We start from the raw sequence: 23,826 nt of genomic DNA on the forward strand, positions 1-23,826 counted from the left end.
GCAGAGTTATGGATAAAAGCTATATCGCCATTGATTGGGGATCGACCAATCTGCGTGCTTGGCTTTATTTACGTGGTGAATGTGTAGATATGTTGCGCTCAGAAGCTGGGGTCACTCGCTTTAATGGGCAAAGTGCGCAGCAGATATTTCAGCAGGTTATCGCGCCGTGGCGCGAGCAGCAGCAACAGTATGACTTGCCAGTGCTGATGGCGGGCATGATTGGCAGCAATGCGGGTTGGATTTCAGTGCCTTATCTTGCTTGCCCAACCCGTCTTACGCAGGTATCGCGTCAATTAACTTGTGTGGCGGAGGCTGAGCCAATTCGGGCATGGATTATCCCCGGTTTATGTGTTGATAAGCCAGATAACCGCAACGTGATGCGTGGTGAAGAAACCCAACTGATCGGTGCGTATAGCGAACGGCCTTCATCAGTCTATTTAATGCCGGGAACTCACAGTAAATGGGTGCAAATGCAGGGTGATCAGGTCATGGATTTCCGCACTCTGATGACAGGTGAATTGCACTATTTGCTGCTGAATAATTCATTGGTGGGGGCAGGGCTGGAGGCTCAATTACCGGACAATACTGCGTTTATCGATGGCCTGACGCAAAGCTTTAATGACAGCAATATCATGCGTTGTCTGTTTGAGACGCGTGCTGCCCATGTGTTGGGTCGATTGAAGCGAACATCGGTCGGCGACTGGCTTTCTGGCCTGCTGATTGGCAATGAAATCGTGCAGATGCAGCAGCAATATCCGCTCGCTGCTGGTGAGTGTATTACGGTGATTGGCAATCCTAAACTGGTTGAGCGCTATACCCAAGGGTTAGAGATGGCTGGGATGCTTTATCAGGTGTTGGATGGCGATCAGGCTTTTCAAGCGGGAATCAGGAGTATTGTAAATGAAATGGAATACTAACATGCCATTGATTGGCATTTTGCGCGGCATCACACCGGCGGAAGTTCATGACCATGTGGCCGCTCTGCTTGATGCAGGCTTTGATGCGGTTGAAATTCCGCTGAATTCCCCACAATGGGAAGTGAGTATCGCGCAAACGGTCGCGGAATTTGGTCATCGTGCATTAATTGGTGCGGGCACGGTACTGAAACCCGAGCAACTGGATGTGTTGCATAGCATGGGCAGCAAGCTGGTGGTCACGCCGAACACCCAACCGGCGGTGATCCGTCGGGCTGTTGAGTTAGGCATGACGGTTTGCGCTGGGTGTGCCACCGCATCTGAAGCTTTCACGGCGCTGGATGCAGGCGCGCAAGCCCTGAAAATTTTCCCCTCGGTCTCTTTTGGTCCCGACTATATCAAAGCATTAAAAGCCGTATTGCCCCCTGAGGTGCCGGTGTTTGCCGTTGGTGGGATTACACCTGAGAATTTGTCTATTTATTTGGCTGCGGGTTGTGCTGGTGCTGGTTTGGGCGGTGACCTTTACCGCGCAGGCCAATCGGTATCTCAGACCGCACAACAAGCGGCTGCGTTTATTAAAGCCTTTAAGGATGCTACAAAATGAAAATTACCAAGCTAACCACTTACCGTTTACCCCCACGCTGGATGTTTCTGAAAATCGAAACCGATGAAGGCATTATTGGTTGGGGTGAACCGGTAATTGAAGGGCGTGCTCGTAGCGTTGAAGCTGCGGTACATGAGTTATCGGAATATGTTATCGGGCAAGACCCGGCGCGTATCAACGATATTTGGCAGACATTATATCGCGGCAGTTTCTATCGCGGTGGTCCTATTCTGATGAGTGCTATTGCCGGCATCGATCAGGCGCTATGGGATATTAAAGGTAAAGCGTTGGGAGTTCCGGTTTACCAATTATTGGGTGGATTGGTTCGCGATAAAATTAAAGCTTACAGTTGGGTTGGCGGTGATCGTCCGTCTGATGTGATTAGCGGTATTAATAAACTTACTGAGATTGGTTTTGATACGTTTAAACTCAATGGATGTGAGGAAATGGGCCTGATTGATAATGCCCGTAAAGTTGATGCCGCAGTAGCGGTCGTAGCACAAATTCGTGAAGCCTTTGGTAACCGTATTGAATTTGGTTTAGATTTTCATGGTCGGGTTAATGCGCCAATGGCAAAAATCCTGATTAAAGAATTGGAACCTTATCGCCCATTGTTTATTGAAGAACCCGTATTAGCTGAACAGGCAGAATATTATCCCCGTCTGGCGGCACAAACCCATATTCCTATCGCAGCAGGCGAGCGGATGTTCTCCCGTTTTGAATTTAAACGGGTATTGGCCGATGGCGGGCTGGCAATTATTCAACCTGACTTATCTCATGCTGGTGGCCTGACTGAGTGCTTTAAAATTGCCGCTATGGCAGAGTCTTATGATGTGGCATTAGCACCACATTGCCCACTTGGGCCAATTGCATTGGCGTCTTGTTTGCACCTTGATTTTGTCGCCCGCAATGCAGTCTTGCAGGAGCAAAGCATGGGGATTCATTACAACCAAGGTGCTGAGCTGCTGGATTATGTGATTAATAAAGACGATTTCAAAATGACCGATGGTCATTTCTATCCACTGACGAAACCCGGCTTAGGGGTAGAAATCAATGAGGAATTAGTGATTGAACGCAGCAAGAATGCCCCTGATTGGAGAAATCCGGTTTGGCGCTATCCTGATGGTGCCGTCGCCGAATGGTAAGTTGCCCTCGTTCGATTAATTAATAAATTATCTAATACAATTATCAGGGAAATAATCCTAACAAAGATAAAGCGTATATCAGCCGTTAAAAAACTATTTTCTTCCGGTTAATAATTCGGGTGGAAAAATAGAAATTATATTAAATAACAATTTATTGCGACCCTACACGCAGGAGTTCCCTTGCGCCCAAAATACGGTAATGCGACAGTGTTATCAGCAATTTGGGCAGGGAGCTTCGGCGTATATTAATCCGATTATAATTGGGATCATTACCATGGAAATGACCTTAGCTACTGCCCCAAGCAAAAGGCGCTATCTGACACTATTTATGATATTTGTCACGGTTGTCATTTGTTATGTTGATAGAGCCAACCTTGCCGTTGCTTCAGCCCATATTCAGGAAGAATTTGGTATCACCAAAACCCAGATGGGTTATATTTTCTCCGCTTTTGCCTGGACCTATACCTTATGCCAGATCCCCGGAGGCTGGTTCCTCGATCGCGTTGGCTCCAAAATGACGTATTTCATTGCTATTTTGGGGTGGTCAGTCGCGACCTTATTACAGGGGTTTGCGAACGGGCTGGGCACCTTAATTGGTTTACGTGCGATTACCGGTTTATTTGAAGCGCCTGCTTTCCCAACCAATAACCGCATTGTCACCAGTTGGTTCCCAGAGCAGGAGCGAGCCTCGGCAGTTGGTTTTTATACCTCAGGTCAGTTTGTCGGCCTGGCATTTCTGACTCCATTACTTATTTGGGTACAGGAAGTCCTCAGTTGGCACTGGGTATTTATTATCACTGGGGGGATCGGCGTTATATGGGCATTGATATGGCACTTTGTTTATCAGCCACCACGTAAATCCAAAGGTATTAATCAGGCCGAACTGGATTACATTCAATCGGGTGGCGGTATTGTTGATGGTGATGCGGCGAGCGAGAAAAAAGCCCGAACCCCCATCACCGCTGCTGAGTGGAAACTGGTATTTAACCGCAAACTGGTTGGCGTCTATATTGGGCAGTTTGCCATAACCTCGACGCTGTGGTTCTTCCTGACTTGGTTCCCTAACTATCTGACCCAAGAGAAACATATCAGTGCGTTGACTGCCGGTTTTATGACCACCGTACCGTTTTTGGCGGCTTTCTTTGGTGTATTGCTCTCTGGGCTAGTGGCCGATCGCATGGTGCGCAAAGGCAAGTCCATTGGCTTTGCCCGTAAAACACCAATTATCTGCGGTTTATTGCTTTCTACCTGCATTATGGGGGCTAACTATACCAACGATCCGTTCTGGATTATGGTGTTAATGGGGTTGGCTTTCTTCGGTAACGGCTTCGCTTCTATTACCTGGTCACTGGTTTCATCATTGGCACCAGTGCGGTTGATTGGCCTGACGGGTGGCGTCTTTAACTTTGTCGGTGGGCTGGGGGGGATCACGGTTCCACTGGTGGTCGGTTATCTGGCACAGGATTATGGTTTTGCTCCTTCCCTGATTTATATCGCAGCAGTGGCATTTATGGGCGCACTCTCTTATATCTTCCTGGTCGGAGATGTAGAACGGGTGGGATAAACCCTGACTCTGCATGTCGCTGATAGTGGTGATATGCAGAGCATTTGACCAGAGACAGAGCACCGGGTGGTGATATAATTCGTATAAATGATTTAGCCTTCCGTATCACCGGAGCCAAGATGACCTGTCAGCAAGATGCCCCTTCACAAGAACAGCAACTCACCTTTGATCCTCGCGGTCATCAACTCACTAATATCAATGTCTGGACCCCTGATAGCCAATGGTTGGCCTATGATGTGCGGCCCAATGGTAGCACTTTTAGTGGCTTAACGATTGAGCGGGTTAATTGTATTACTGGTGATATTGAGGTGATTTATCGCGCTCAGCAGGGGGCGCATGTTGGTGTGGTGACGGTCAGCCCAGACTCACCCGCGCGTTATGTGTTTATCCACGGGCCAGAGCACCCGGATAGCCACTGGCACTATGATTTTCATCATCGGCGCGGTGTGATTGTGTCCGAACCGGATAGAGAGCTGGCGGTAACACTGGATGCGATGGATATCACCCCGCCCTATACCCGTGGGGCATTGCGTGGTGGTAGCCATGTCCATGTTTTCAGCCCAGACGGCAGCCGCCTTAGCTTCACCTATAACGACCATGTATTACATGAATTAGACCCGTTATTGGATTGTCGCAACGTGGGTATTGCACTGCCGCTGCATGGCGTGAATCCACCTAAACAGCATCCTCGTGAATATGATGGCAGCCATTTCTGTGTTTTGGTCAGTCACACCACGCCCATACCACAAGCGGGCAGCGACCAGATAAATCGGGCATACGAGGAGGGGTGGATTGGTACGCAGGGGTATCTTAAAACGGACGGTACCCGTCAGCGTTGGGCATTGGCCTTTATCGGCGACACCCTTTCAGCACAGGGCGAAAAAATCCCAGAAATCTTTATTGCTGATTTGCCCGAACATGACCGAGAGTATGCCCATGCCGGAACGATGCCACTTGAGGGGACGCAAAGCACGCTACCTGCGCCACCCGCAGGGGTGATTCAGCGGCGGCTAACTTACACCAGCGAGCGGCCTTTCCCTGGTCTTGCTACCAGCCCGCGTCATTGGTTGCGTTCATCGCCGGATGGCAGTGCCATTGCTTGTTTGATGAAAGATGATAGCGGTATCGTACAATTATGGCTGGTTTCCCCCAATGGTGACTCACTACGGCAACTGACATTCAGCGAGGGAGGGATTCAATCAGCATTTAGCTGGCATCCACAGGGCGGTAGTTTGGCTTTTGTCTGTGATAACAGTGTGATGCTCTGTGATAGCACCACCGGTCAACTGCGCCGTCTGACAGCTCGCAGTACGGTTGCGCCACTGGCGGATGCGGTGGTTTTTGCACCAGACGGTAATAAGGTGGCATTTATGCGGGAAATAGATGGGTGGGTGCAAATCTTTACTGTGAATGTAAGCTAGGCCCCTTAGCTAATACGGTCAGGGGCTGGAGAGGCCACGAGCTGTGATTACTGTATCGGTGCACTGACAGTTTGTGTCGGTTGCTGATTTTGTGTTTCCGATTGGCGGATACGCTCGCGCGGTGAGCTGGCCATTTTGTCTTCATTGTCTGAGCGCAGATAATCGTAGGGTAGGAGCAGGGTATCCATCACCGCAGAGAAGGGCAGATCTACTGCCAACAGGGGCCGTAGCGCCCAGCCGGTATTGTCATCTTTAAGCATCGCCACATTGGCTTCAGTGCCGGAGTAGTAGCCCTGACTGCTGCTGGTATGGGTCATAATGCTTGAGCAGCCACTAACGAACAGCAGAGAACAACCGGTAACAAAAGGGATAACTGTATTTCTCATTGTTGTACTCAGCTCTCATGATACCGTGATTAACTGACACGACACTATGTCAGGTTTTGTCGTAAATTGTTACACCCATTTACAGACACTTCCGATGGTCAAAGATTCAATCTTGTGGACTGATTTAACTTAAGTGTAAGTTATAACAGCTGATTTATCGAATATTAGTTTAATAAACATCCTATTGAGATTTTTCGTGTAAATTTTTTTTGATTTTACTCTTGAAAAAAACAAGACCGATACCATCTTATTATCAGGTCAGAGAGAATACGCCGATAGGGTATTCAGACCATTAGTCTGTCCATAGTGGAAGGCTTAATTAAAAATAGGATAACACCCTTGCTAATATATTTAGGAGGCAGTTTTTATGCGTAATTCCGAGTTTGCTCCATTGTACCGTTCAGCTATCGGTTTCGACCGGTTATTTAATCTATTAGAATCCGGCCAGAATCAAAGTAATGGCGGTTACCCTCCCTATAACGTCGAGTTGGTAGATGAAAACAACTACCGCATTGCTATTGCTGTGGCAGGCTTTGCAGAGCAGGAGTTGGAAATTGTTACTCAGGATAACATATTGATTATTCGAGGGTCTCATGCTGGTGAGCCTGTGGCTCGCACCTATTTATATCAAGGTATCGCTGAGCGTAACTTCGAGCGGAAATTCCAGTTGGCTGAGCACATTAAAATTAAAGGTGCCAACTTAGTGAATGGCTTACTGTATATCGATCTTGAGCGATTGGTACCAGAAAGTTTAAAACCGCGCCGTATTGAAATTAAGCAATCAGCTTAATATGTTTTTTCAATAATATGGCTAAGTCACATTATTAATAACTGAGCCAAGTCTGCCGTAATCGGGGACTGACCGGCTTTCTATTATCTCGCTTCTTAGAAGGAGTTATATTTATGCGTAATTATGATTTGTCACCTTTACTTCGTCAGTGGATTGGTTTTGATAAACTGGCCAGCTCAATGCAAGGCAGTCAGGATGCCCAAGGGTTCCCGCCATATAACATTGAGAAAACTGATGATAACCACTATCGCATCTCACTGGCATTAGCCGGATTTAAGCAGAGCGAACTGGATATCGAAGTAGAAGGCCCACGCCTGACGGTACGCGGTAAGCCCGCGCCAGTAGAAAAACAGGTTGAATACCTGCATCAAGGCTTGATACGTAAAGAGTTCTCATTGACCTTTACTCTGGCTGAGCATCTGAATGTAGATAATGCTCAGTTTGAAAATGGCCTGCTGCATATTGATCTGTTGCGCCAAGTGCCAGAAGCGCTGCAACCACAGCGTATTACCATCGGCAATGCTGCACCTGCGGAGCGTCAAGTATTAGATAGCCCGGCGGCAACCGAGCAAACTGAACAGCAGTAATTATGATGACCGGTACCTCTGCGTGAGGTGCCGGTATACCCTTCTTACTTAACGCCGCCGCTTTGTTAGCGGCGTTTTCTAACCGAGAGTTTCCCCGCTCTCCGGTGCATTTTGTGGTGTATCACACATTCAACCGTTCCCCCTTCTGACAGAATCCCTACTAATTATATGTCCGTCATTCTTCAAGCTGCATGTACGTTGGCTGCGTTCAATCACCCGAATCACTTACTCATGTAAGCTCATCGGGGTTCTCTCGCTTGCCGCCTTCCTGCAACTCGAATTATTTAGGATATAAGAATTTAAGGCTATGTATGACATTGGTGATATTTCACATGGCCGACCGGTTTTTAAACTTAGGCAAGGAAGTGATTTATGAGTGCTATCGCCCTTACCGTCAGTATGTTGGCGCTGGTCGCTGTATTGGGGTTATGGATCGGTAATTGGAAGGTCTATGGTGTTGGATTAGGTATTGGCGGGGTGCTGTTTGGCGGCATTATTGTGGGCCATTTTGCACAAACCTATGACGTTGTTCTTAATGGGGACATGCTGCACTTCATTCAGGAGTTTGGTCTGATTCTGTTTGTCTACACTATTGGTATTCAAGTCGGACCGGGGTTCTTCTCTTCACTGCGAGTATCGGGGTTACGACTTAACTGCTTTGCCATTCTGATGGTGATTGTCGGTGGGTTGGTGACTGCCATTATTCACAAACTGTTTGCCGTGCCGCTGCCGATTATTTTGGGGATATTTTCGGGGGCGGTGACTAATACACCGGCACTCGGGGCGGCACAGCAGATCCTTACTGATTTGGGGTCACCACCTCAATTGGTTAGCCAAATGGGGATGGGTTATGCCATGGCATACCCATTTGGGATTTGTGGCATTTTGCTGGTGATGTGGCTGATTCGTTTATTCTTTAAAATCAACGTCGATCGTGAGGCCAAAGAGTTTGATAGTAGCCACGGGCAGAATCGTGAATTGTTGCAAACCATGAACGTTGCGGTGCGCAACCCTAATCTGAATGGTTTGTCAGTACAGGATGTGCCGTTGCTCAATAGTGATGAGGTGGTCTGTTCCCGATTGAAACGTGGTGATTTGCTGATGGTACCGTTGCCCGCCACGGTGATTGAACTGGGGGACTATTTGCATTTGGTTGGTCAGCGTGAAGCTTTAGAAAAAGTGCGGCTGGTGGTGGGGGAAGAGGTGGACGTTACGCTTTCCACTGCGGGGACGGCGTTGCAAACCGCCAGGGTGGTAGTCACCAACGAAGCGGTGTTAGGTAAGAAAATCCGTGACCTCAATCTGAAGCAGAAGTATGACGTGGCTATTACGCGCCTTAATCGTGCGGGTATCGAACTGGTGGCCAGTAACAGTGCCAGTCTGCAATTCGGTGACATTCTTAATTTAGTGGGTCGCCCAGAAGCGATTGAGGCGGTATCCGCTGTCGTGGGTAACGCGCAACAGAAGTTGCAACAAGTGCAGATGTTACCGGTATTTATCGGTGTCGGTCTGGGGGTATTGCTGGGGTCGATACCGCTGTTCATTCCTGGGTTCCCGGCAGCATTACGGCTCGGGCTGGCGGGTGGGCCACTGGTGGTGGCGTTGATTCTTGGGCGTATTGGTAGCATCGGTAAGTTGTATTGGTTTATGCCACCGAGTGCCAACCTGGCTTTGCGTGAACTGGGGATTGTGCTGTTCTTGTCAGTGGTCGGGCTGAAGTCCGGCGGTGATTTTATTAATACGCTGGTTAATGGTGATGGGCTGGCATGGATTGGTTATGGCGCGATGATTACCGGCATCCCGTTGCTGACTGTGGGGATTCTGGCACGCATGTTAGCTAAGATGAACTATCTGACGCTGTGCGGCATGTTAGCCGGGTCAATGACCGATCCTCCGGCGTTGGCATTTGCTAATGGCCTGCACCCAACCAGCGGTGCGGCAGCGCTCTCTTATGCCACGGTTTACCCACTGGCGATGTTCTTACGAATAATGTCGCCGCAGATACTCGCCGTGCTGTTTTGGACATTGTAATGGATAGCCGATTATCCTGCGTATAGGGTGTTAATACAGTGAGAACAGGCAGATTGTAAAGACGCCGTCAATCCATCCCTGGAGGCTCGAGTCGCGCCATCCCTGGCGCGGACGCTTTACTCTTCTGCCTATCCTCACCGTATAAAGACTAAGGTGATATTTTCCAAAGGAATAGCAAGTTACGCAATTTGCTGCTTAATACTCACTTCGCTTCTTGAAATGCCAGCTCAATCTCTTCGGCCAGAATTGCGACACCCTTTTCGATTTGCTCAGGTGCGGGCACATAGTTCATCCGCATACATTGATGGGTGTGCGGCCAGTCATGTTCCAAACCAGGGAAGAAATAGTGGCCCGGTACCATTAGCACGCCACGTTTTTTCAGGCGCTGATAAAGTAGTTCGGTGCTGATCGGCAGCTCTTTAAACCATAACCAGAGGAAAATGGCACCTTCGGGTTTGTGGATCAGGCAGCGTTCGGGCGGCAGGTATTTACGCAGGATAGCGATAGTTTGCTGCACCCGTTCAAAGTAAAATGGCCGGATCACCTCATTGGATAAGCGCAACAAATCACCACGCTCAATCATTTCGGCAGCGATCGCAGGCCCCATACTGCCGGGTGATAAGCTGATAATGCCATTCATATTGGTGATGGCCGAAATCACTTTCTCATCGGCAATCACAATACCGCAGCGGGAACCCGGTAAGCCCAACTTCGACAAGCTCATGCACAGGATGATATTCGGATTCCATAATGGCGTAGCATCAGTAAAGATGATACCGGGGAAGGGCACACCATAGGCGTTATCAATCAATAACGGAATATCACGTTGCTGAGCTATTGCATCAAGGCGAATCAGCTCTTCATCGGTAATTACATTACCGGTAGGATTGGTTGGCCGCGATACACATATCAGGCCAATATCATCGGTAATATTGAGGTGATCGAAATCGACGTGATATTTGAATTGGCCTTCTGGCAGCAGCTCAATATTCGGCTTGGCAGAAACGAACAGGTCTTCATCCAAACCTGCATCGGCATAGCCTAGATACTCCGGTGCCAGTGGGAACAGCACTCGACGGCGGTTGCCATCAGCATAGCGACCAGCGAATAAATTAAATAAGTAGAAAAATGCGCTCTGACTGCCATTTGTTAGTGCAATATTCTGTGGCTCAATTTGCCAGCCCAACTCCTCGCGCAGCATTTTTGCCAGCGCTTTCAGCAGCAAGTCTTTGCCTTGTGGCCCGTCGTAATTACACAGCGCCTCAGTCAATTGCCCGCGCTCCAGCATCTCCTGACACAGTTGTTGGAAGTAGGCATCCATCTCTGGAATATGTGCCGGATTACCGCCGCCAAGCATGATAGAACCTGGGGTTCTAAGGCCGTCGTTGAGGTCATCCATCAGTCTGGTAATACCCGCGTAGCGGGTAAATTTATCGCCGAAAAGTGAAAACTTCATAAATGAAAATTTATTGTTATCCGTAAGTGAACAAGTACCATACGCGTAGATAAAAGTGGGTGCAATGCGGAAAGATTTCTTCCTGCCGATGGAAAGTGTCGGCAGGGAGTGTTTTTGCGGGATAATATTCTTATTTACTCTTTCTTGTCTCCGACCCAAACCACCAGCACATTATCCCCCTGATACTGGCGACTAAAAGCATAATAATCATCAGTTTGTTGGGATTGTTGTACTCCGGCACCAATCGCCGGATGGCGAGCGCGGAACTGACTGACTTTTTGCCAGTGTGTCAGCAGCGCACCTTTGGCACCGGTGAGTTCATTCCAGTTCATATCTGATCGGGTGCCCTGCAACGGATCTGAACCCGTTGGGCCGAATTGCCGCCCACTTTCATCGCCATAGAAGATTTGCACTGCACCTGGGGCCAGCAGCAGCAGTGAGCCCGCCTGTTGCTGTTTCAGCAATGACTGCCGGGCATCATCTTTGAAGAATAATCGGGTATCGTGTGATGACAGGTAACTCAATACATTGAAACCTTGCAGTTTTTCAGCCATTTGCTGATAGGTGCTGTCAATAGAAGAGAAGCACGCTAGTGCTTGTTTTGCTTGATCCTGAAAATCAAAGTTAATCATCGCATCGAAGCCGTTTTGGTAGTAATCGCTCTTCATCACACCATGGCCCCATGCCTCTCCGGCCATCCAGAACGGTAAGTTATCCAGTGCTTGAGAGGGATGGGCCGCTTTCCATTCAGCCAATGCGGCAGTGGTTTGTTGTTTAAGCTGTTGCCATGCCGGCTTCTCCACATGCTTGGCAGTATCAACCCGAAAACCGTCGATACCGTAATCGCGTACCCATTGGCTTAACCAATGAGTTAGGTAATCACGCGGCGTGGCCCCAGCAATTTCCCGCGCTGCGGTATCAGGTTTATGCCGATAAAACACCGGTAAGCCGCTGGGGTGAGTCGATTCTGTTTTGATGTCCGGTAAGAAAGCTAATGACATGGTTAGGTCGTCATAACCCGGTGAGTCGTAATCGCCAATATCGGTGCGGATCCACTGCTTGCCCCACCAGTTGTCCCAGGTGGTTTTATCACTGAAATTGATGTAATCATTAAAACTATGCCAGGTTTGGCCTTTGCCGGGCGTCCAGTCGGTCCATTTTTTACCCAGTGTTTTTTCCAGTTGGTCGCCTGGCAAATAGAGTGCCCCGAACTGGTAACTTTGCATATCCGCTAAAGTGGCGTATCCCACATGATTCATCACCACATCAAATAGAACACGAATACCACGTTTATGGGCCTGTTCAACCAGTTTATGTAAATCCTGTTCGGTCCCCATATTGGCATCCAGACGGGTCCAATCCAGCCCGTAATAGCCATGATAGGCATAATGCGGGAAGTCGCCTTTAGTACCGCCCCCGACCCAACCGTGAATTTGCTCCAGTGGAGAACTTATCCACAGGGCATTAACGCCAAGCTGTTGCAGATAATCAAGTTTCTCGGTTAAGCCTGCTAGGTCGCCGCCGTGGAATGTACCAATTTCCTGCATACCATCGCCGTGACGGCCGTAGCTGTGGTCATTGGCGGGATTACCATTTTTAAAACGATCCGTCAGGACAAAATAAACAGTCGCATTTTGCCAGCTAAATGGCGCGGCTTGCTGGGTTTGGGCTGATTCCAATAGCAATAAACCACCACTCTCTGGGGCCGGTTGTAGAGTGATTTTCCCCAGCGAGACTGTTGCCGTTTGGCCGGAATAGAAATCCCGTATCGTTTCGCCTTCAGCAAAGGTTTTGCTCACATCTACAGTGACAGGCAAGCCATTCCAGCGCTGGCAACTGTGGGTTACGACTTTTGCCACTTCCGCCACAGGTTCTGTGAGGCTTAAAGTGAGCGTCGGCGTACCGCTGCGGGTATCAATGCGTGCCTGATACTGACCATCACGGAACAATCGCCACTGAATATCGGCCTTATTCTGACAGGGTTGCAGCGAAAACGTCTGGTTCAACTTCACCGGTCCGGTGGGTTGCCAGCACTGTTTATTCTGATAAAACTTGAGCGGATATTCCCCTTTAGTCAGAGTGCTATTACTGACAAAAATACCATTGTCCTGCTCGGTGAACACCGGGAAATGCTGGAGTGACCAGTTAGCCATCGCCGCCGGTGAAAGTAGCAGCAGCAAGGATGTTTTGAGATGTTTCATGGCACATCTTCCTATTTAGGGAGCGAGAGGTTTATGCGAATTGAGGCTGACTTAGTGTGCCGTTTGGTGAGGAAATAGCCTCATCCCTGAGTGGATTTTATGGGGAGGAGACGCGCGGAGGAGTGGGAATTGGCCTGCTAGCAGGCCAATGGGCGTGGTTAGGCTTTCTGCAAAACCTGCGGATTCACGCAGTTTTCCGTCACGGTACCGGTTAGCGCGGCGATCAGGTTATCCACTGCACAGGCAGCCATGTTGTAACGGGTCTCGGTGGTGGCGGAACCAATATGTGGCACGGCAACGACATTGCGCAGTGAGAGTAAGGGCGAATCTATCGGTAGCGGCTCTTGTTCAAACACATCCAACCCAGCGCCATGAATCGTGCCATCTTGTAGCGCGGCAATCAGCGCTGGCTCATCGACAACCGGCCCACGGCCCGCATTAATCAGAATTGCGCTGGATTTCATTTTAGCCAGTTGGTCACGGCCAATCATATGGTAGGTCTGCTCGGTCATCGGCAGCGTAATACAGAGAAAATCAACTTCAGCCAATAAGGTATCGAGAGAACAGCGACGGGCATTAAAGCGTTTTTCGGCTTCTTCATGTGGGCGGCGGCTGGTATACAACACCGGCATACTGAAACCGAAATGTGCCCGCTGGGCCAGTGCCATCCCAATGCGGCCCATACCGAGAATACCGATAGTTTTGTGATGGATATCAACACCATACCAATCATCGCTAATGCTACCTTGCCATTCGCCGGCTTTCACCCGTTCAGCCAATTCAACCACTCGACGGGCGCAAGACAGCACCAAGGCCATCATGGTGTCGGCGACGGTTTCTGTCAGCACCGTTGGTGTGTGCATCAAGGCCACACCACGCTGGCTCAGGGCATCAACATCAAAGTTGTCATAACCGACAGAAATGGTTGAGGCAGCGCGCAAACGCGGTGCTAATTGTAGAAAGTCCTGATCGATTTTACCGCCGGAACCGATAAGCCCCTGTGCCTGTTGCAACGCAGACAATAGCTCTGGCTGATTATCAGGCGCTAAGCCATCAAAACTGTTTACGGTAAAATGTTGGGCTAAACGCTGATGCAGATCGCTGGGAATACTTTTGTACAGCACAATAGAAGGCTTCATCGCAAACTCCAATGACGTTACCCTTCATACTTGAAGTCGTAGGGGGTTAGCTTCATTCACTAATCCGAATCACTTGACTGTGTAAGTTCATCGGGGTTTGCATCACTTGATGCCTGCCCGCAACCTCAATTACTTTGGGTGGGTGAAATTTAAAGCCAGCATACCAGTGATCACTATTGTGGGATCAAGCGCTAATCACCTTCGTCATGTTACAACGCATGAAAACCAACCTGCGTTGGCAGGTCGGTGACGTCGAATTATTGTGCTTCGCTGCGGGCGGTATTTTTAGCCGTCAGGGTATGCGAACTGATGGCAGCGCAACGTAGTGCGGTAATAATCGCCAATGCGGGTGCGATGGCAAACAGAATAAACAGCCAATGGGCGGTATTTTCTGCCCCCGCTACTCCCCCTGGGGAATTAAGGCCAGAGAGGTTGGCTACCATGCCAGCCATCGCCGCACCGAGTGCGGTGGCAAACATCTGAACTGTGGTAATCGAGGCTCCGGCAATGTCTTTATCTTCTTCAGCAGCCACTTGCAGAATACGGGTCAGCAAATGTGGCCAGCCAAAACCGATACCAAAACCGACCAGTGTTAATGCAATAGCGATCGGCACCATATGTTGCCAACCACCGAGTGAACCGGCTGGCATCAAGATAGACAGTGCCACTAACCCCACTAGCACAATAATTGGGCCGCTGATAATCGCCCAGCGGACGCCTGATTTCTTCCAACCCGCGCTCATTACTTCAGAAAGGGTCCAGCCAGCCGCCATGGTGGCTGCAATATAACCTGAAATCAACGGTGACTGACCATGGAGGATTTGCAGGAAGTAAGGGACGAATATCTCACAGGTAATGCCGATCGCTAGCAGAGAAATGGTGATATAGAGTGCTGCCAGCGGTGAGTTAAGGCGCAATGCATCTTTTGGCAGTAGCCGAGAGGTGGCACGTGACTCGATGCGCAGTAACAACAGCAACAGTAAGATGGCAAACACCATACCCACCATGTTTATTAGGCCGCTACTGGCAATACTGCTGGCAGAAATAGTCAAAACAATCGCGGTTAATAACATCAATTGCGTGACGGGTAATGCCGACGCTGTCGTGGTATTGGATCGGCCCGCTGGCAGGATTCGCCAGGTAAAAATGGCATAAATAAGGGTGATGGGGAGTAGCGTCCAAAACGCAAAACGCCAGGCATTCATTTCAGCAAAGATGCCACCAATCGCAGGGCCAACCAGGGTAGCAACACCCCACATACCTGAAATCAGCGCCATTGCCCGCGGCCATAACGATTGTGGAAATACCAGATTAATCATGGCGTAAGAAAGGGCAAACAGGAAACCACCCCCTAAGCCTTGCACAGTGCGGCCCAGCAGCATCAGTGGCATATTCGGTGCCATGGCACATAACGCACTGCCGAGCATAAAGATTAGCGAGGCAAACAGGTATGCGCTACGTGGCCCGTAGCCACTGAGTAAGCGCGCAGAAAGGGCAGAGCCGAGGATCGAGGCGGTAACGAATAGCGTGGTATTCCAGGCGTACAAGCTCAGGCCGTCAATATCCAGCACCACGGACGGTAAAATGGTGGTGGCGATGTAGATATTGATGGCATGTAACACCACACCACCTGACAGGGCTATGGCAAAGGCCGCATTTTTACCGGAGAACAGGTCACTCCAACGGCTTGCATCATTTATTATCACGTTTCTATCCTGCCAGAAATCTGGTTGTTGAGTTGAGTTGAGTTGAGTTGATTTGGTGGTTACGATAAAATTAAACAAGTAAATTCTTGGAATAACTTAGGGCAGTTACTAATAATAAGTCAAGCATGCGCTTGGAAAATGTTATGCTGGCATTGATTGATCAAAAATAAAAAACCTAGCAATGATACCGGGGAAGATATGAATATCGACCATACCACCAGTCAGCCACAATCGGTGGCGAAACGCCTACTGATGCTGCTTAAAACTCGTGGTCCGATGCAAGCGAGTGATGCCGGGATGATTTTAGGCACGACAGGTGAAGCGGCCCGGCAGCAATTCGTCAAATTGGCTAAGGAGGGGTTGGTGGTCTCCGAGGCGCAAACGCGCGGTGTGGGTCGGCCGATTCAATTATGGCAGCTAACCGAGGTGGGTAACGCGCAGTTCCCTGATACGCACAGCGAACTGACGGTACAACTCTTAGGTTTAATCCGTTCTCAATTGGGTGACAGCGCCCTTGAGTTGCTGATTGATAGCCGCGAACAGGAAACCCGCACTCAATATTGTCAGGCGATGGTGGGGGCAAATAGTGTGACCGAGCGGGTTGAGCGGCTGGTGGCCATCCGCAGCCGTGAAGGTTATATGGCACAAATGCAGCAGGAGGCTGATGGGTCACTCTTGTTGATCGAAAATCACTGCCCGATCTGTGCCGCAGCGGCCAGTTGCCAGGGTTTTTGTCGGGCGGAGTTAGCCGTGTTCCAGCAGGTGTTAGGGGTACCGGTTGAGCGTGTTGAGCATATTCTATCCGGCTCGCGCCGTTGTACTTATCGCATTAGATTGGCGTCATTATGATGACCGATTGGCTGCTGCTGTAATGAAAATGCGGATAAAGCCTGAGGCACTATCCGCAGAGAAAGTATTAAGAATCACAGCGGGCTTAAGGTGATTTCAACCCGGCGGTTTTGTGCTTTACCGGCGGCGGTGCTGTTGCTTGCGACCGGATTGTCCGGGCCTGCACCACTGGTGCGAATACGATTAGCGGCCACGCCCTGCACGATGAGTGCGCTACCCACGCTGTCGGCGCGTTGTTGTGAAAGGGTCATGTTATGAGCTCTGGCACCGGAGCTGTCGGTATAACCCGTCACATTGACGGCGGTTTTATCATACTCTTTCAATACCATCGCCACGCCGGTTAAGGTGTTGGCACCCTCGGGTTTCAGATTGCTGCTGTCAGTATCAAATGTGACATTATTTGGCATATTCAACACGATATTATCGCCCTGACGGGTGACACTAACACCGGTACCGTTCATTTTTTCACGCAGTTTGGCTTCCTGCACATCCATGTAATAACCGGCACCACCACCCAACGCGGCACCTGCTGCTGCGCCAATTAACGCCCCTTTGCCCCGATCGTGTTTCGATGATGACAACATACCAATGCCGGCCCCTAATGCCGCACCAATACCGGCACCGTAACCGGATTTTCCGGCTTGAGACTCGCCAGTATAAGGATTGGTAGTACAAGCGGAAAGCGTAAGCGCCACAGCAACGGCGGCCACCGTGGCCAGAATGCGTTTTTTCATTGAATTTCCCTTAAATGGCACTCTATTTTGGCGAAAAGATAGATAACGTCGCCCAATAGCAGATTAAAAAATCAGTAACCAGCATTAAGTCCTGTTGCTGGTTTTTATCTGCCATCGTTATCCGGTAAAAAGGGGGGGAATACCATTGAGAAAACTCTCATAGTGCTGTGGCGTTAGTCTAAATGCTGTGTTTGTCGGCAGAAAAAGCACAGAAAAGCGCTTTACTCGCTGCCGGGTATTTCAGGAAACCGTAAAAGTGTTAACTATCAAAACTCATCATGCTGGAAGCTGAGTTTTGTGGCTACTCGCGCAGCGGGCTGACTCGGGGTGCGAAAACGTAAAACTTTTACCCCATGTTGTTGTAGATAACGTGCCAGCCCGTGCAGTGCGGCGCTACCGGCCCCGCGAACACTTCCTTCATCATCAGGCAGCAGCACATAGTTGGGATCAGTCACAAAAAATTCGATGTAGTAGTTCTCGTGACTATTTTCAAAAGTCTCATCTCTGCGGGCTGCCAGAATGTTGACAATATCTCCTTGCAGCCGTACCGCCACGTACACATAGTTATTTTCGAAAGAGATCAATTCGCTATACAGGACGAAGTTGTTTATCCGCCCGGCTTCGATAGTGCGGTTATGTTCCGACCAGGGTTCGCTAGTTATGTGGTAATAGATGGGCGCCTCGTTATAAATGTCTGACCATGCGCCTACCGCCGCTAAGGCATCATCCATAAAGGCGGCATCGATATCTGGCCGTATCGGAATGGTGGTATCAAAAATATCGACATCAAAATATAAATCGGGGTGGGTGACCCACTGATCATTCTCAAGCACTCGTACGGTAGGCGGATCGGTGGGGTAATGATAAGAGGCTAAAGAGAGTGAATAGGTGCCTAATGGCAAGCGCTGTGCACCAGAGGGAGGGGCAGTAGCGGTAGGGTTATGTAGCAAATAACGTGCGTAATTTAATCTCGTATAATCAAAAGCCTGAGATAGTTGGCGGATGGTTTCATCTATTCCGAATTGACGAACAACTAACTGGACCTCATTCACCAGGCGACTTTCTGCTGCCGGATCACTGGCCGCATAGCCCGTGGTATCATTAGTATGGATTTGCATTAATACCCGGCGTAGAACATCCAGAGTCCAGTCGCGCAGTGAATCACCGAATAACAGCGTGAAATCGGCTAATACTCTTGCTACCCACAGTTGGCAGTTTAAATTTACGTCTCGGGGATAGCGCTCGGCGAGGATATTATCTATCGAGGTTTTACAAAATTGCGCCGCGGCGGGGAGTGTAAGAGCCTGATTATGTAGTTGGGTGTCGAGCTTGGTTAACATCAGTCCAGCGCTGTCACTATTTTCTGGGCGTTGTGGCTGTGGCTCAAGTAAGGGTGGCTTGGTGGTAATCACAACCGATTTATCTTTGTTATCATCAGAAAACCAATGTTTTACTTTACCCCACAGCGTATCGCCCTGATTGCAGCGGCTGTGAGTGACGTAATTATAAATCGCCAGCGCGGGAATAAAGGCACAGCCTAATGTTCCGGCGGTATCCCGTTCGCTTCTGTGGTGCACAGGCTGAATATCTTCAGTGCTGGCAACCATCACTATTTGGTCGATGATCAGTGGCTGGCTGGCATTGTTATTAATGGTTAACCTTGCATCAAACTGGGAATTATTGAATGGGAAGGTGCCAAGTTCAATGGTGGGCGATAAGGCAATTTGTTCGGTTCCACGACTTTCCATATAATCTATCGCAATCCTGTTACTGTTCAAATGGAATGTCAGGGATAAACGATTGGCATCTGGGTGGAGATGGAAAACCAATGGTTCGTCACCAACCTGGCCAAAAATGGAAAGTTCTCTGTTAGATAACCATATGACTGGGGCTTGTGGTAAACCCACCATAAAGTCACTGGTATTATTAATATCGAAACTTAATAAAACCTGTTTGTTAGGGTGATTTATATTGTTCCAGTATGAGGCGAAAATTTTGGATAAAGGAAATTGCATTCGCTTTAAAATGATACAACGTTCACTACAGACTTTAAGGGGAGAATTAGCAACTATAACGCTGCTGATTTGATTATCCATATCCAAAGCAGCTAAATCACGCTGCCCGATTGACTCGGCTAAATTAAAGTAAGGCATATTGTAACTATCATTTTTATAGATGGTGGCGAACATGCCATTTGGAATGGAGATTGAGGATATACTGTCATTTCTAATAACCTCATCATCTTGATCGATAAAATCGATTCCTTGCTTATGAGATAAGCACATCGATTCTCCCTGAAAATCATCTTCATTATATAAACAAACCTTTGTGTTGTTTATTTGAGGGATATATCTGTTATTAGGTGATAAATGATTATGCTTAATGCAGTCGCGGTCCATTTCATGAGACATGGTCATCGGCGATAATATTATTAATGAAAGCAACATAAATTTATTAGTTATGACTTTTAATTTCATGGTTTTACCTCTATTCGTTTTCTCCGAAAAGTGGAAGGGGGGGAATATCAAAACTCATCATGTTTGAAGCCTAGTTTCATTTTTACTCGGGCAGAGGGTTGTGAAATAACGGTAGAACGTAGTGTTTTCACCCCCTTTTCTTTCAGATAACGAGCCAATTCATACACTGCTGCGGTACCTGCCCCGCGAATATTTCCCTCTGCATCTGGCGTTAGCACATTGCGCGGTGCGCTCACCGAAACATCGATATAGAACTCATCGTTAGCGTTCCCCTTCGCGGCCCCCAGCACGCTAACAATCTCGCCCTCAAGCCGCACCACCACAAACAGATAGTCATTACTGGTGTTTTCCAACTCGAGCAACAGCGAGGTACTGGTGGTGCGTGCGGCACTGATGGTGCGATCAAGGTCAGTTAGAGGATTGTCTTGCTGGTCAGTTTCTAATGGTGTGAAAAGATAAGTATTAAACCAATGGTCCATCACTGTGTGCGCATGAGTAATCGTTGATCTATCTGTGGTGCTGGCATCAATGATCTCCACCTCAAAATGTAAGTCGGGTCTGGTCACCCATGCATTACGCTGACGAATGCGGACGGTAGGTGGCTCGGCGGGATAGTGATAAGACTCCAGCGAAAGTGAATATTCCCCTAACGGAAGACTTTGTGCAGCGGCAGGTGATTGTGTGGCGTTGGGATTATGTTCGACATAATTGGCATAATTTAATTGGGCATAGCGAAATGCGCGGGTGATCTGCCGGATGGTTTCAGCCAAGCCCAATTGTTGGATAATCGCACGGACACCACTGACCAGATGACCCTCAGTGGCCTGATCGTTACCTGCATAGCCCGTCGTATATTGTTCATCAATCCGCGTGACGACATCCTGTAGTTGCTCTGGTGTCCAGTCCCGCACAGAATGACCGAATAACAGGGTAAAATCTGCCAAGACTTTTGATACCCAATGAGGGCAGTTTTCATCTGGGCTGCGGGGATAGCGCGCGGCGAGGAGATTCTCTAGCGAGGTTTTACAAAATCTTGCGCTGGCCGGTAATGTCAGGGCTTGATGATGTAATTGCGTATGAACTTTACTTAATATAAATGCGAGCGGGCTGGCTTGGTTATTGTTGTTTTCGCGGCGGGAGGATTGTGGCTCAAGTAAAGGAGTGTTGCCGGTAATCAAGACTACCTTGTCTTGATTATCATCGGAAAACCAATGTGATATCTGACGCCATAATTTATCCGCCTGATCACAATGGCTATGGGTAACATAATTATAAATCGCCAATGCGGGGATGAAGGTGCAGCCTAGCGTGCCTGCGGCATCCCGTACCTTTCTACTGCATCCACTATATTCAATGTTATCCGTTACGGCAGTATCAACTTGATATTTATCTTCAGAATATAAACAAACTTCTCTGATTTTAATGCCATCGGCAATGGCTAATTGGGAGGATGTTATTAAGAAAATTAAGGCTAATTGGATATTTAGCAATGTCCCTATCATATTAAATCCCTCACTTAATTCCCACAGGAAAATAGGCTCAGGAATAGAGTAATGCAATTATGGATTTGAACCGGTTATTAAAATTTGTCAGATGCAGGGAGAGTTAAAGCAGGGATGAGTTAAATGGGCGCTGCCAATGCAGGGTCAGGATAGTGTTTTTGGTCTCTGCATTATAGGTTTTCCCTACTACGGTAAAACCTTGTTTACGATAGAAGTGATAGGCACGCTGATTTCGTTGGTAGACCTCTAGAGTTAGCGCGCAGTAGCACTGTTGAACGTAATCCATCAACGCTTGCCCAATCCCCTTACCGTGCAAGGATTGGGTGACGAACAGCGCGCCGACCAGTTGTTCTTCGAGAATACTAATAAAGCCTGCAATGGGGTTAGCATCACCGGTAGTTTCCGCTGACAAATATAGCCAAGTGCGTGCCGCCGGGAGATAGGTATTCCGTACCAACGGGGCGCTCTCGTGCCAGTATTGTTCGGCCACAAAAGGATGCGCAGCAATGGTACTGGTCAGCCACAATTGCATCAGGTCATCGAGATCGCTTGGTTGGTAAGGTCGAATCATTTTACGGCGTTATCCGGGTGACAAAAACAGCTTGCCAGATGGTCGTTCACTAAACCGCTGGCCTGCATAAATGCGTAGCAAATGGTGGAACCGATAAATTTAAAACCTTTTTTTTTCAATGCTTTTGACATTGCATCTGATACGGGTGTGGTTGCGGGTGACTCCGCCAGACACCACCAATGGTTAATTTTTGGCTCGCCATCAACAAAACTCCAGATAAAGCGCGAAAAATCCTCACCGTTGGCTTCCATGGCCAGATAAGCCTGTGCATTGGTGATAATGGCCTGAATCTTACCGCGATGACGGATAATACCGCTGTCCAGCACCAGTTTTTCTACATCGTCTGGCCCCATTTTCGCCACACGCACCGGATCAAAATTATGGAAGCACTTGCGGTAGTGTTCACGTTTTTTCAGCACGGTTATCCATGACAGTCCGGCTTGTTGCCCTTCGAGGCAGAGCATTTCGAACAGCGCCTGACTGTCGGTCCGTGGGATACCCCATTCAGTGTCGTGATAAGCGAGATAGAGAGGATCAGAGGTGACCCAACCGCAGCGTTGTAGACTCATAACTCGTCTTCCTTTTTATTATCTGACTTAGCAGAGGATGATCGCTGTTCATTAGCTGATTAGCAACCTATCGACGGACTCTTTACCTTTGTTGGCGCAGAGCAGAATAATCAGTTGGAATACAGTGAAAGGCTCATTTTATCGACAAATCCATCTTGATTGTTGCATCTTGCCGGATTCTGGCTGTATATCTTACGGTCAACGGGTATACTGACTCATTCCATTTTAATCCACTTGTATCGCGTGCGAATCCAACATGCAAAAGTTTGATACCAAGACCTTTCAGGGCCTGATCCTGACGTTACAGGACTATTGGGCGCGCCAAGGCTGCACCATTGTTCAACCACTGGACATGGAAGTCGGCGCGGGTACCTCCCACCCAATGACCTGCCTGCGTGCACTTGGCCCAGAGCCAATCGCTGCCGCTTATGTACAACCTTCACGCCGCCCGACCGATGGTCGCTACGGTGAGAACCCAAATCGCCTGCAACACTATTATCAGTTCCAGGTGATCATTAAGCCTTCACCAGACAACATTCAGGAGCTGTATTTAGGCTCGCTGAGAGAACTGGGTCTGGACCCGACTATCCACGATATCCGCTTTGTCGAAGACAACTGGGAGAACCCGACCTTGGGTGCCTGGGGTCTGGGCTGGGAAGTGTGGTTGAACGGGATGGAAGTGACGCAGTTCACTTACTTCCAGCAAGTGGGCGGTTTGGAATGTAAACCAGTCACTGGCGAGATAACCTATGGTCTGGAACGTTTAGCGATGTACATTCAGGGTGTAGATAGCGTTTATGACCTGATTTGGTGCGACGGCCCGCTGGGCAAAACCACTTATGGCGATATTTATCATCAGAATGAAGTGGAGCAATCCACCTATAACTTCGAATACGCCGATGTGGATTTCCTGTTCTCCTGCTTTGAGCAGTATGAGAAAGAAGCTCAGTCGCTGCTGGCACTGGAAAACCCGCTGCCGCTGCCCGCTTATGAGCGCATTCTGAAAGCTGGCCATACGTTTAACCTGCTGGACGCCCGTAAAGCCATCTCGGTGACCGAGCGCCAACGCTATATTCTGCGCATTCGTACGCTGACCAAAGCTGTCGCCGAGGCTTATTATGCTTCCCGCGAGGCGTTGGGCTTCCCTATGTGCAAAAAGAATCAGAACTAAGAGGCTGTC

Annotated in this window: 20 protein-coding genes; 10 read left to right on the forward strand and 10 right to left on the reverse strand. The window is 48.8% G+C overall.

The window, feature by feature from the left end; all coding sequences use genetic code 11:
- The first annotated feature begins 8 nt into the window (after positions 1 to 8).
- The 5 genes from V1953_RS00055 (at position 9) to V1953_RS00075 (ending at position 5,648) form a co-directional block, all read left to right on the forward strand.
- A complete protein-coding gene (locus tag V1953_RS00055; protein ID WP_083161518.1) occupies positions 9 to 917 on the forward strand; it encodes a 2-dehydro-3-deoxygalactonokinase in 909 nt (302 codons plus the stop codon).
- A complete protein-coding gene (locus V1953_RS00060; protein WP_050087293.1) occupies positions 901 to 1,518 on the forward strand; it encodes a 2-dehydro-3-deoxy-6-phosphogalactonate aldolase in 618 nt (205 codons plus the stop codon). The genes V1953_RS00055 and V1953_RS00060 overlap by 17 nt, the downstream gene beginning before the upstream one ends.
- Entirely contained in the window at positions 1,515 to 2,663 is a 1,149-nt protein-coding gene (gene dgoD, locus V1953_RS00065; RefSeq protein WP_083161516.1) for a galactonate dehydratase, read from the forward strand. Before V1953_RS00060 ends, dgoD begins: the two co-directional genes overlap by 4 nt.
- Positions 2,664 to 2,937: 274 nt before the next feature.
- The gene (locus tag V1953_RS00070) at positions 2,938 to 4,227 is read left to right on the forward strand and encodes an MFS transporter (RefSeq protein WP_102970574.1); all 1,290 of its coding nucleotides are present in this window, start codon (positions 2,938 to 2,940) and stop codon (positions 4,225 to 4,227) included.
- Positions 4,228 to 4,346: 119 nt separating this feature from the next.
- Complete coding sequence (locus V1953_RS00075; RefSeq protein WP_372568432.1) at positions 4,347 to 5,648, forward strand: DUF3748 domain-containing protein; 1,302 nt, start codon at positions 4,347 to 4,349, stop codon at positions 5,646 to 5,648.
- Between the two features lie 47 nt (positions 5,649 to 5,695).
- Here the strand turns inward: V1953_RS00075 and V1953_RS00080 are convergent, their stop codons facing one another.
- Positions 5,696 to 6,034: a YceK/YidQ family lipoprotein gene (locus V1953_RS00080; protein WP_083161512.1), complete on the reverse strand. Its 339-nt coding sequence runs from the start codon at positions 6,032 to 6,034 to the stop codon at positions 5,696 to 5,698.
- A gap of 367 nt (positions 6,035 to 6,401) precedes the next feature.
- On the opposite strand from V1953_RS00080, the gene ibpA reads away from it, so the two are divergent.
- The 3 genes from ibpA to V1953_RS00095 all read left to right on the forward strand — a co-directional run bounded on the left by ibpA (position 6,402) and on the right by V1953_RS00095 (position 9,442).
- The gene (gene ibpA, locus V1953_RS00085) at positions 6,402 to 6,824 is read left to right on the forward strand and encodes a small heat shock chaperone IbpA (RefSeq protein ID WP_442850530.1); all 423 of its coding nucleotides are present in this window, start codon (positions 6,402 to 6,404) and stop codon (positions 6,822 to 6,824) included.
- Positions 6,825 to 6,937: 113 nt separating this feature from the next.
- Positions 6,938 to 7,411, forward strand: a complete 474-nt coding sequence (ibpB, locus tag V1953_RS00090; protein WP_083161508.1) for a small heat shock chaperone IbpB — start codon at positions 6,938 to 6,940, stop codon at positions 7,409 to 7,411.
- Positions 7,412 to 7,783: 372 nt separating this feature from the next.
- Positions 7,784 to 9,442: a putative transporter gene (locus tag V1953_RS00095; protein ID WP_083161504.1), complete on the forward strand. Its 1,659-nt coding sequence runs from the start codon at positions 7,784 to 7,786 to the stop codon at positions 9,440 to 9,442.
- 202 nt (positions 9,443 to 9,644) lie between these two features.
- Here the strand turns inward: V1953_RS00095 and V1953_RS00100 are convergent, their stop codons facing one another.
- From V1953_RS00100 to V1953_RS00115, 4 genes are all read right to left on the reverse strand, one after another.
- The gene (locus V1953_RS00100; RefSeq protein ID WP_442850531.1) at positions 9,645 to 10,898 is read right to left on the reverse strand and encodes a valine--pyruvate transaminase; all 1,254 of its coding nucleotides are present in this window, start codon (positions 10,896 to 10,898) and stop codon (positions 9,645 to 9,647) included.
- 134 nt (positions 10,899 to 11,032) lie between these two features.
- Positions 11,033 to 13,099: an alpha-amylase gene (locus V1953_RS00105; RefSeq protein WP_442850532.1), complete on the reverse strand. Its 2,067-nt coding sequence runs from the start codon at positions 13,097 to 13,099 to the stop codon at positions 11,033 to 11,035.
- A gap of 158 nt (positions 13,100 to 13,257) precedes the next feature.
- Positions 13,258 to 14,238, reverse strand: a complete 981-nt coding sequence (gene ghrB, locus V1953_RS00110; RefSeq protein WP_442850533.1) for a glyoxylate/hydroxypyruvate reductase GhrB — start codon at positions 14,236 to 14,238, stop codon at positions 13,258 to 13,260.
- A gap of 257 nt (positions 14,239 to 14,495) precedes the next feature.
- Positions 14,496 to 15,938, reverse strand: a complete 1,443-nt coding sequence (locus tag V1953_RS00115) for an MFS transporter (protein WP_193784851.1) — start codon at positions 15,936 to 15,938, stop codon at positions 14,496 to 14,498.
- A 204-nt stretch (positions 15,939 to 16,142) separates the two neighbouring features.
- Here V1953_RS00115 and V1953_RS00120 point away from each other — a divergent pair, with 204 nt between their 5' ends.
- Positions 16,143 to 16,793 (forward strand): helix-turn-helix transcriptional regulator, encoded by a 651-nt coding sequence (locus V1953_RS00120; RefSeq protein ID WP_372568435.1) that lies wholly within the window; start codon positions 16,143 to 16,145, stop codon positions 16,791 to 16,793.
- Positions 16,794 to 16,867: 74 nt separating this feature from the next.
- Here the strand turns inward: V1953_RS00120 and V1953_RS00125 are convergent, their stop codons facing one another.
- The 5 genes from V1953_RS00125 to V1953_RS00145 all read right to left on the reverse strand — a co-directional run bounded on the left by V1953_RS00125 (position 16,868) and on the right by V1953_RS00145 (position 22,646).
- Positions 16,868 to 17,527, reverse strand: a complete 660-nt coding sequence (locus tag V1953_RS00125; protein ID WP_442850534.1) for an OmpA family lipoprotein — start codon at positions 17,525 to 17,527, stop codon at positions 16,868 to 16,870.
- 266 nt (positions 17,528 to 17,793) lie between these two features.
- Positions 17,794 to 19,812, reverse strand: a complete 2,019-nt coding sequence (locus V1953_RS00130) for an exotoxin A binding domain-containing protein (protein ID WP_442850535.1) — start codon at positions 19,810 to 19,812, stop codon at positions 17,794 to 17,796.
- A 239-nt stretch (positions 19,813 to 20,051) separates the two neighbouring features.
- On the reverse strand, positions 20,052 to 21,506 hold the full coding sequence (locus V1953_RS00135; RefSeq protein WP_442850536.1) for a GNAT family N-acetyltransferase: 1,455 nt from the start codon (positions 21,504 to 21,506) through the stop codon (positions 20,052 to 20,054).
- A 103-nt stretch (positions 21,507 to 21,609) separates the two neighbouring features.
- Positions 21,610 to 22,077, reverse strand: coding sequence for an N-acetyltransferase (locus V1953_RS00140; RefSeq protein WP_083161486.1), 468 nt, complete (start codon positions 22,075 to 22,077; stop codon positions 21,610 to 21,612).
- Positions 22,074 to 22,646 carry a DNA-3-methyladenine glycosylase I gene (locus V1953_RS00145; protein ID WP_083161484.1) on the reverse strand — a complete coding sequence of 191 codons (573 nt, stop codon included), beginning with the start codon at positions 22,644 to 22,646 and terminating at the stop codon, positions 22,074 to 22,076. The genes V1953_RS00140 and V1953_RS00145 overlap by 4 nt, the downstream gene beginning before the upstream one ends.
- A 256-nt stretch (positions 22,647 to 22,902) precedes the next feature.
- Between V1953_RS00145 and glyQ the strand changes: the two genes are divergently transcribed.
- The gene (gene glyQ, locus V1953_RS00150) at positions 22,903 to 23,817 is read left to right on the forward strand and encodes a glycine--tRNA ligase subunit alpha (protein WP_005186828.1); all 915 of its coding nucleotides are present in this window, start codon (positions 22,903 to 22,905) and stop codon (positions 23,815 to 23,817) included.
- The last annotated feature ends 9 nt before the right edge of the window (positions 23,818 to 23,826 follow it).

The organism is Yersinia sp. 2541 StPb PI (assembly GCF_052217145.1).
GTDB lineage: Bacteria > Pseudomonadota > Gammaproteobacteria > Enterobacterales > Enterobacteriaceae > Yersinia > Yersinia enterocolitica_E.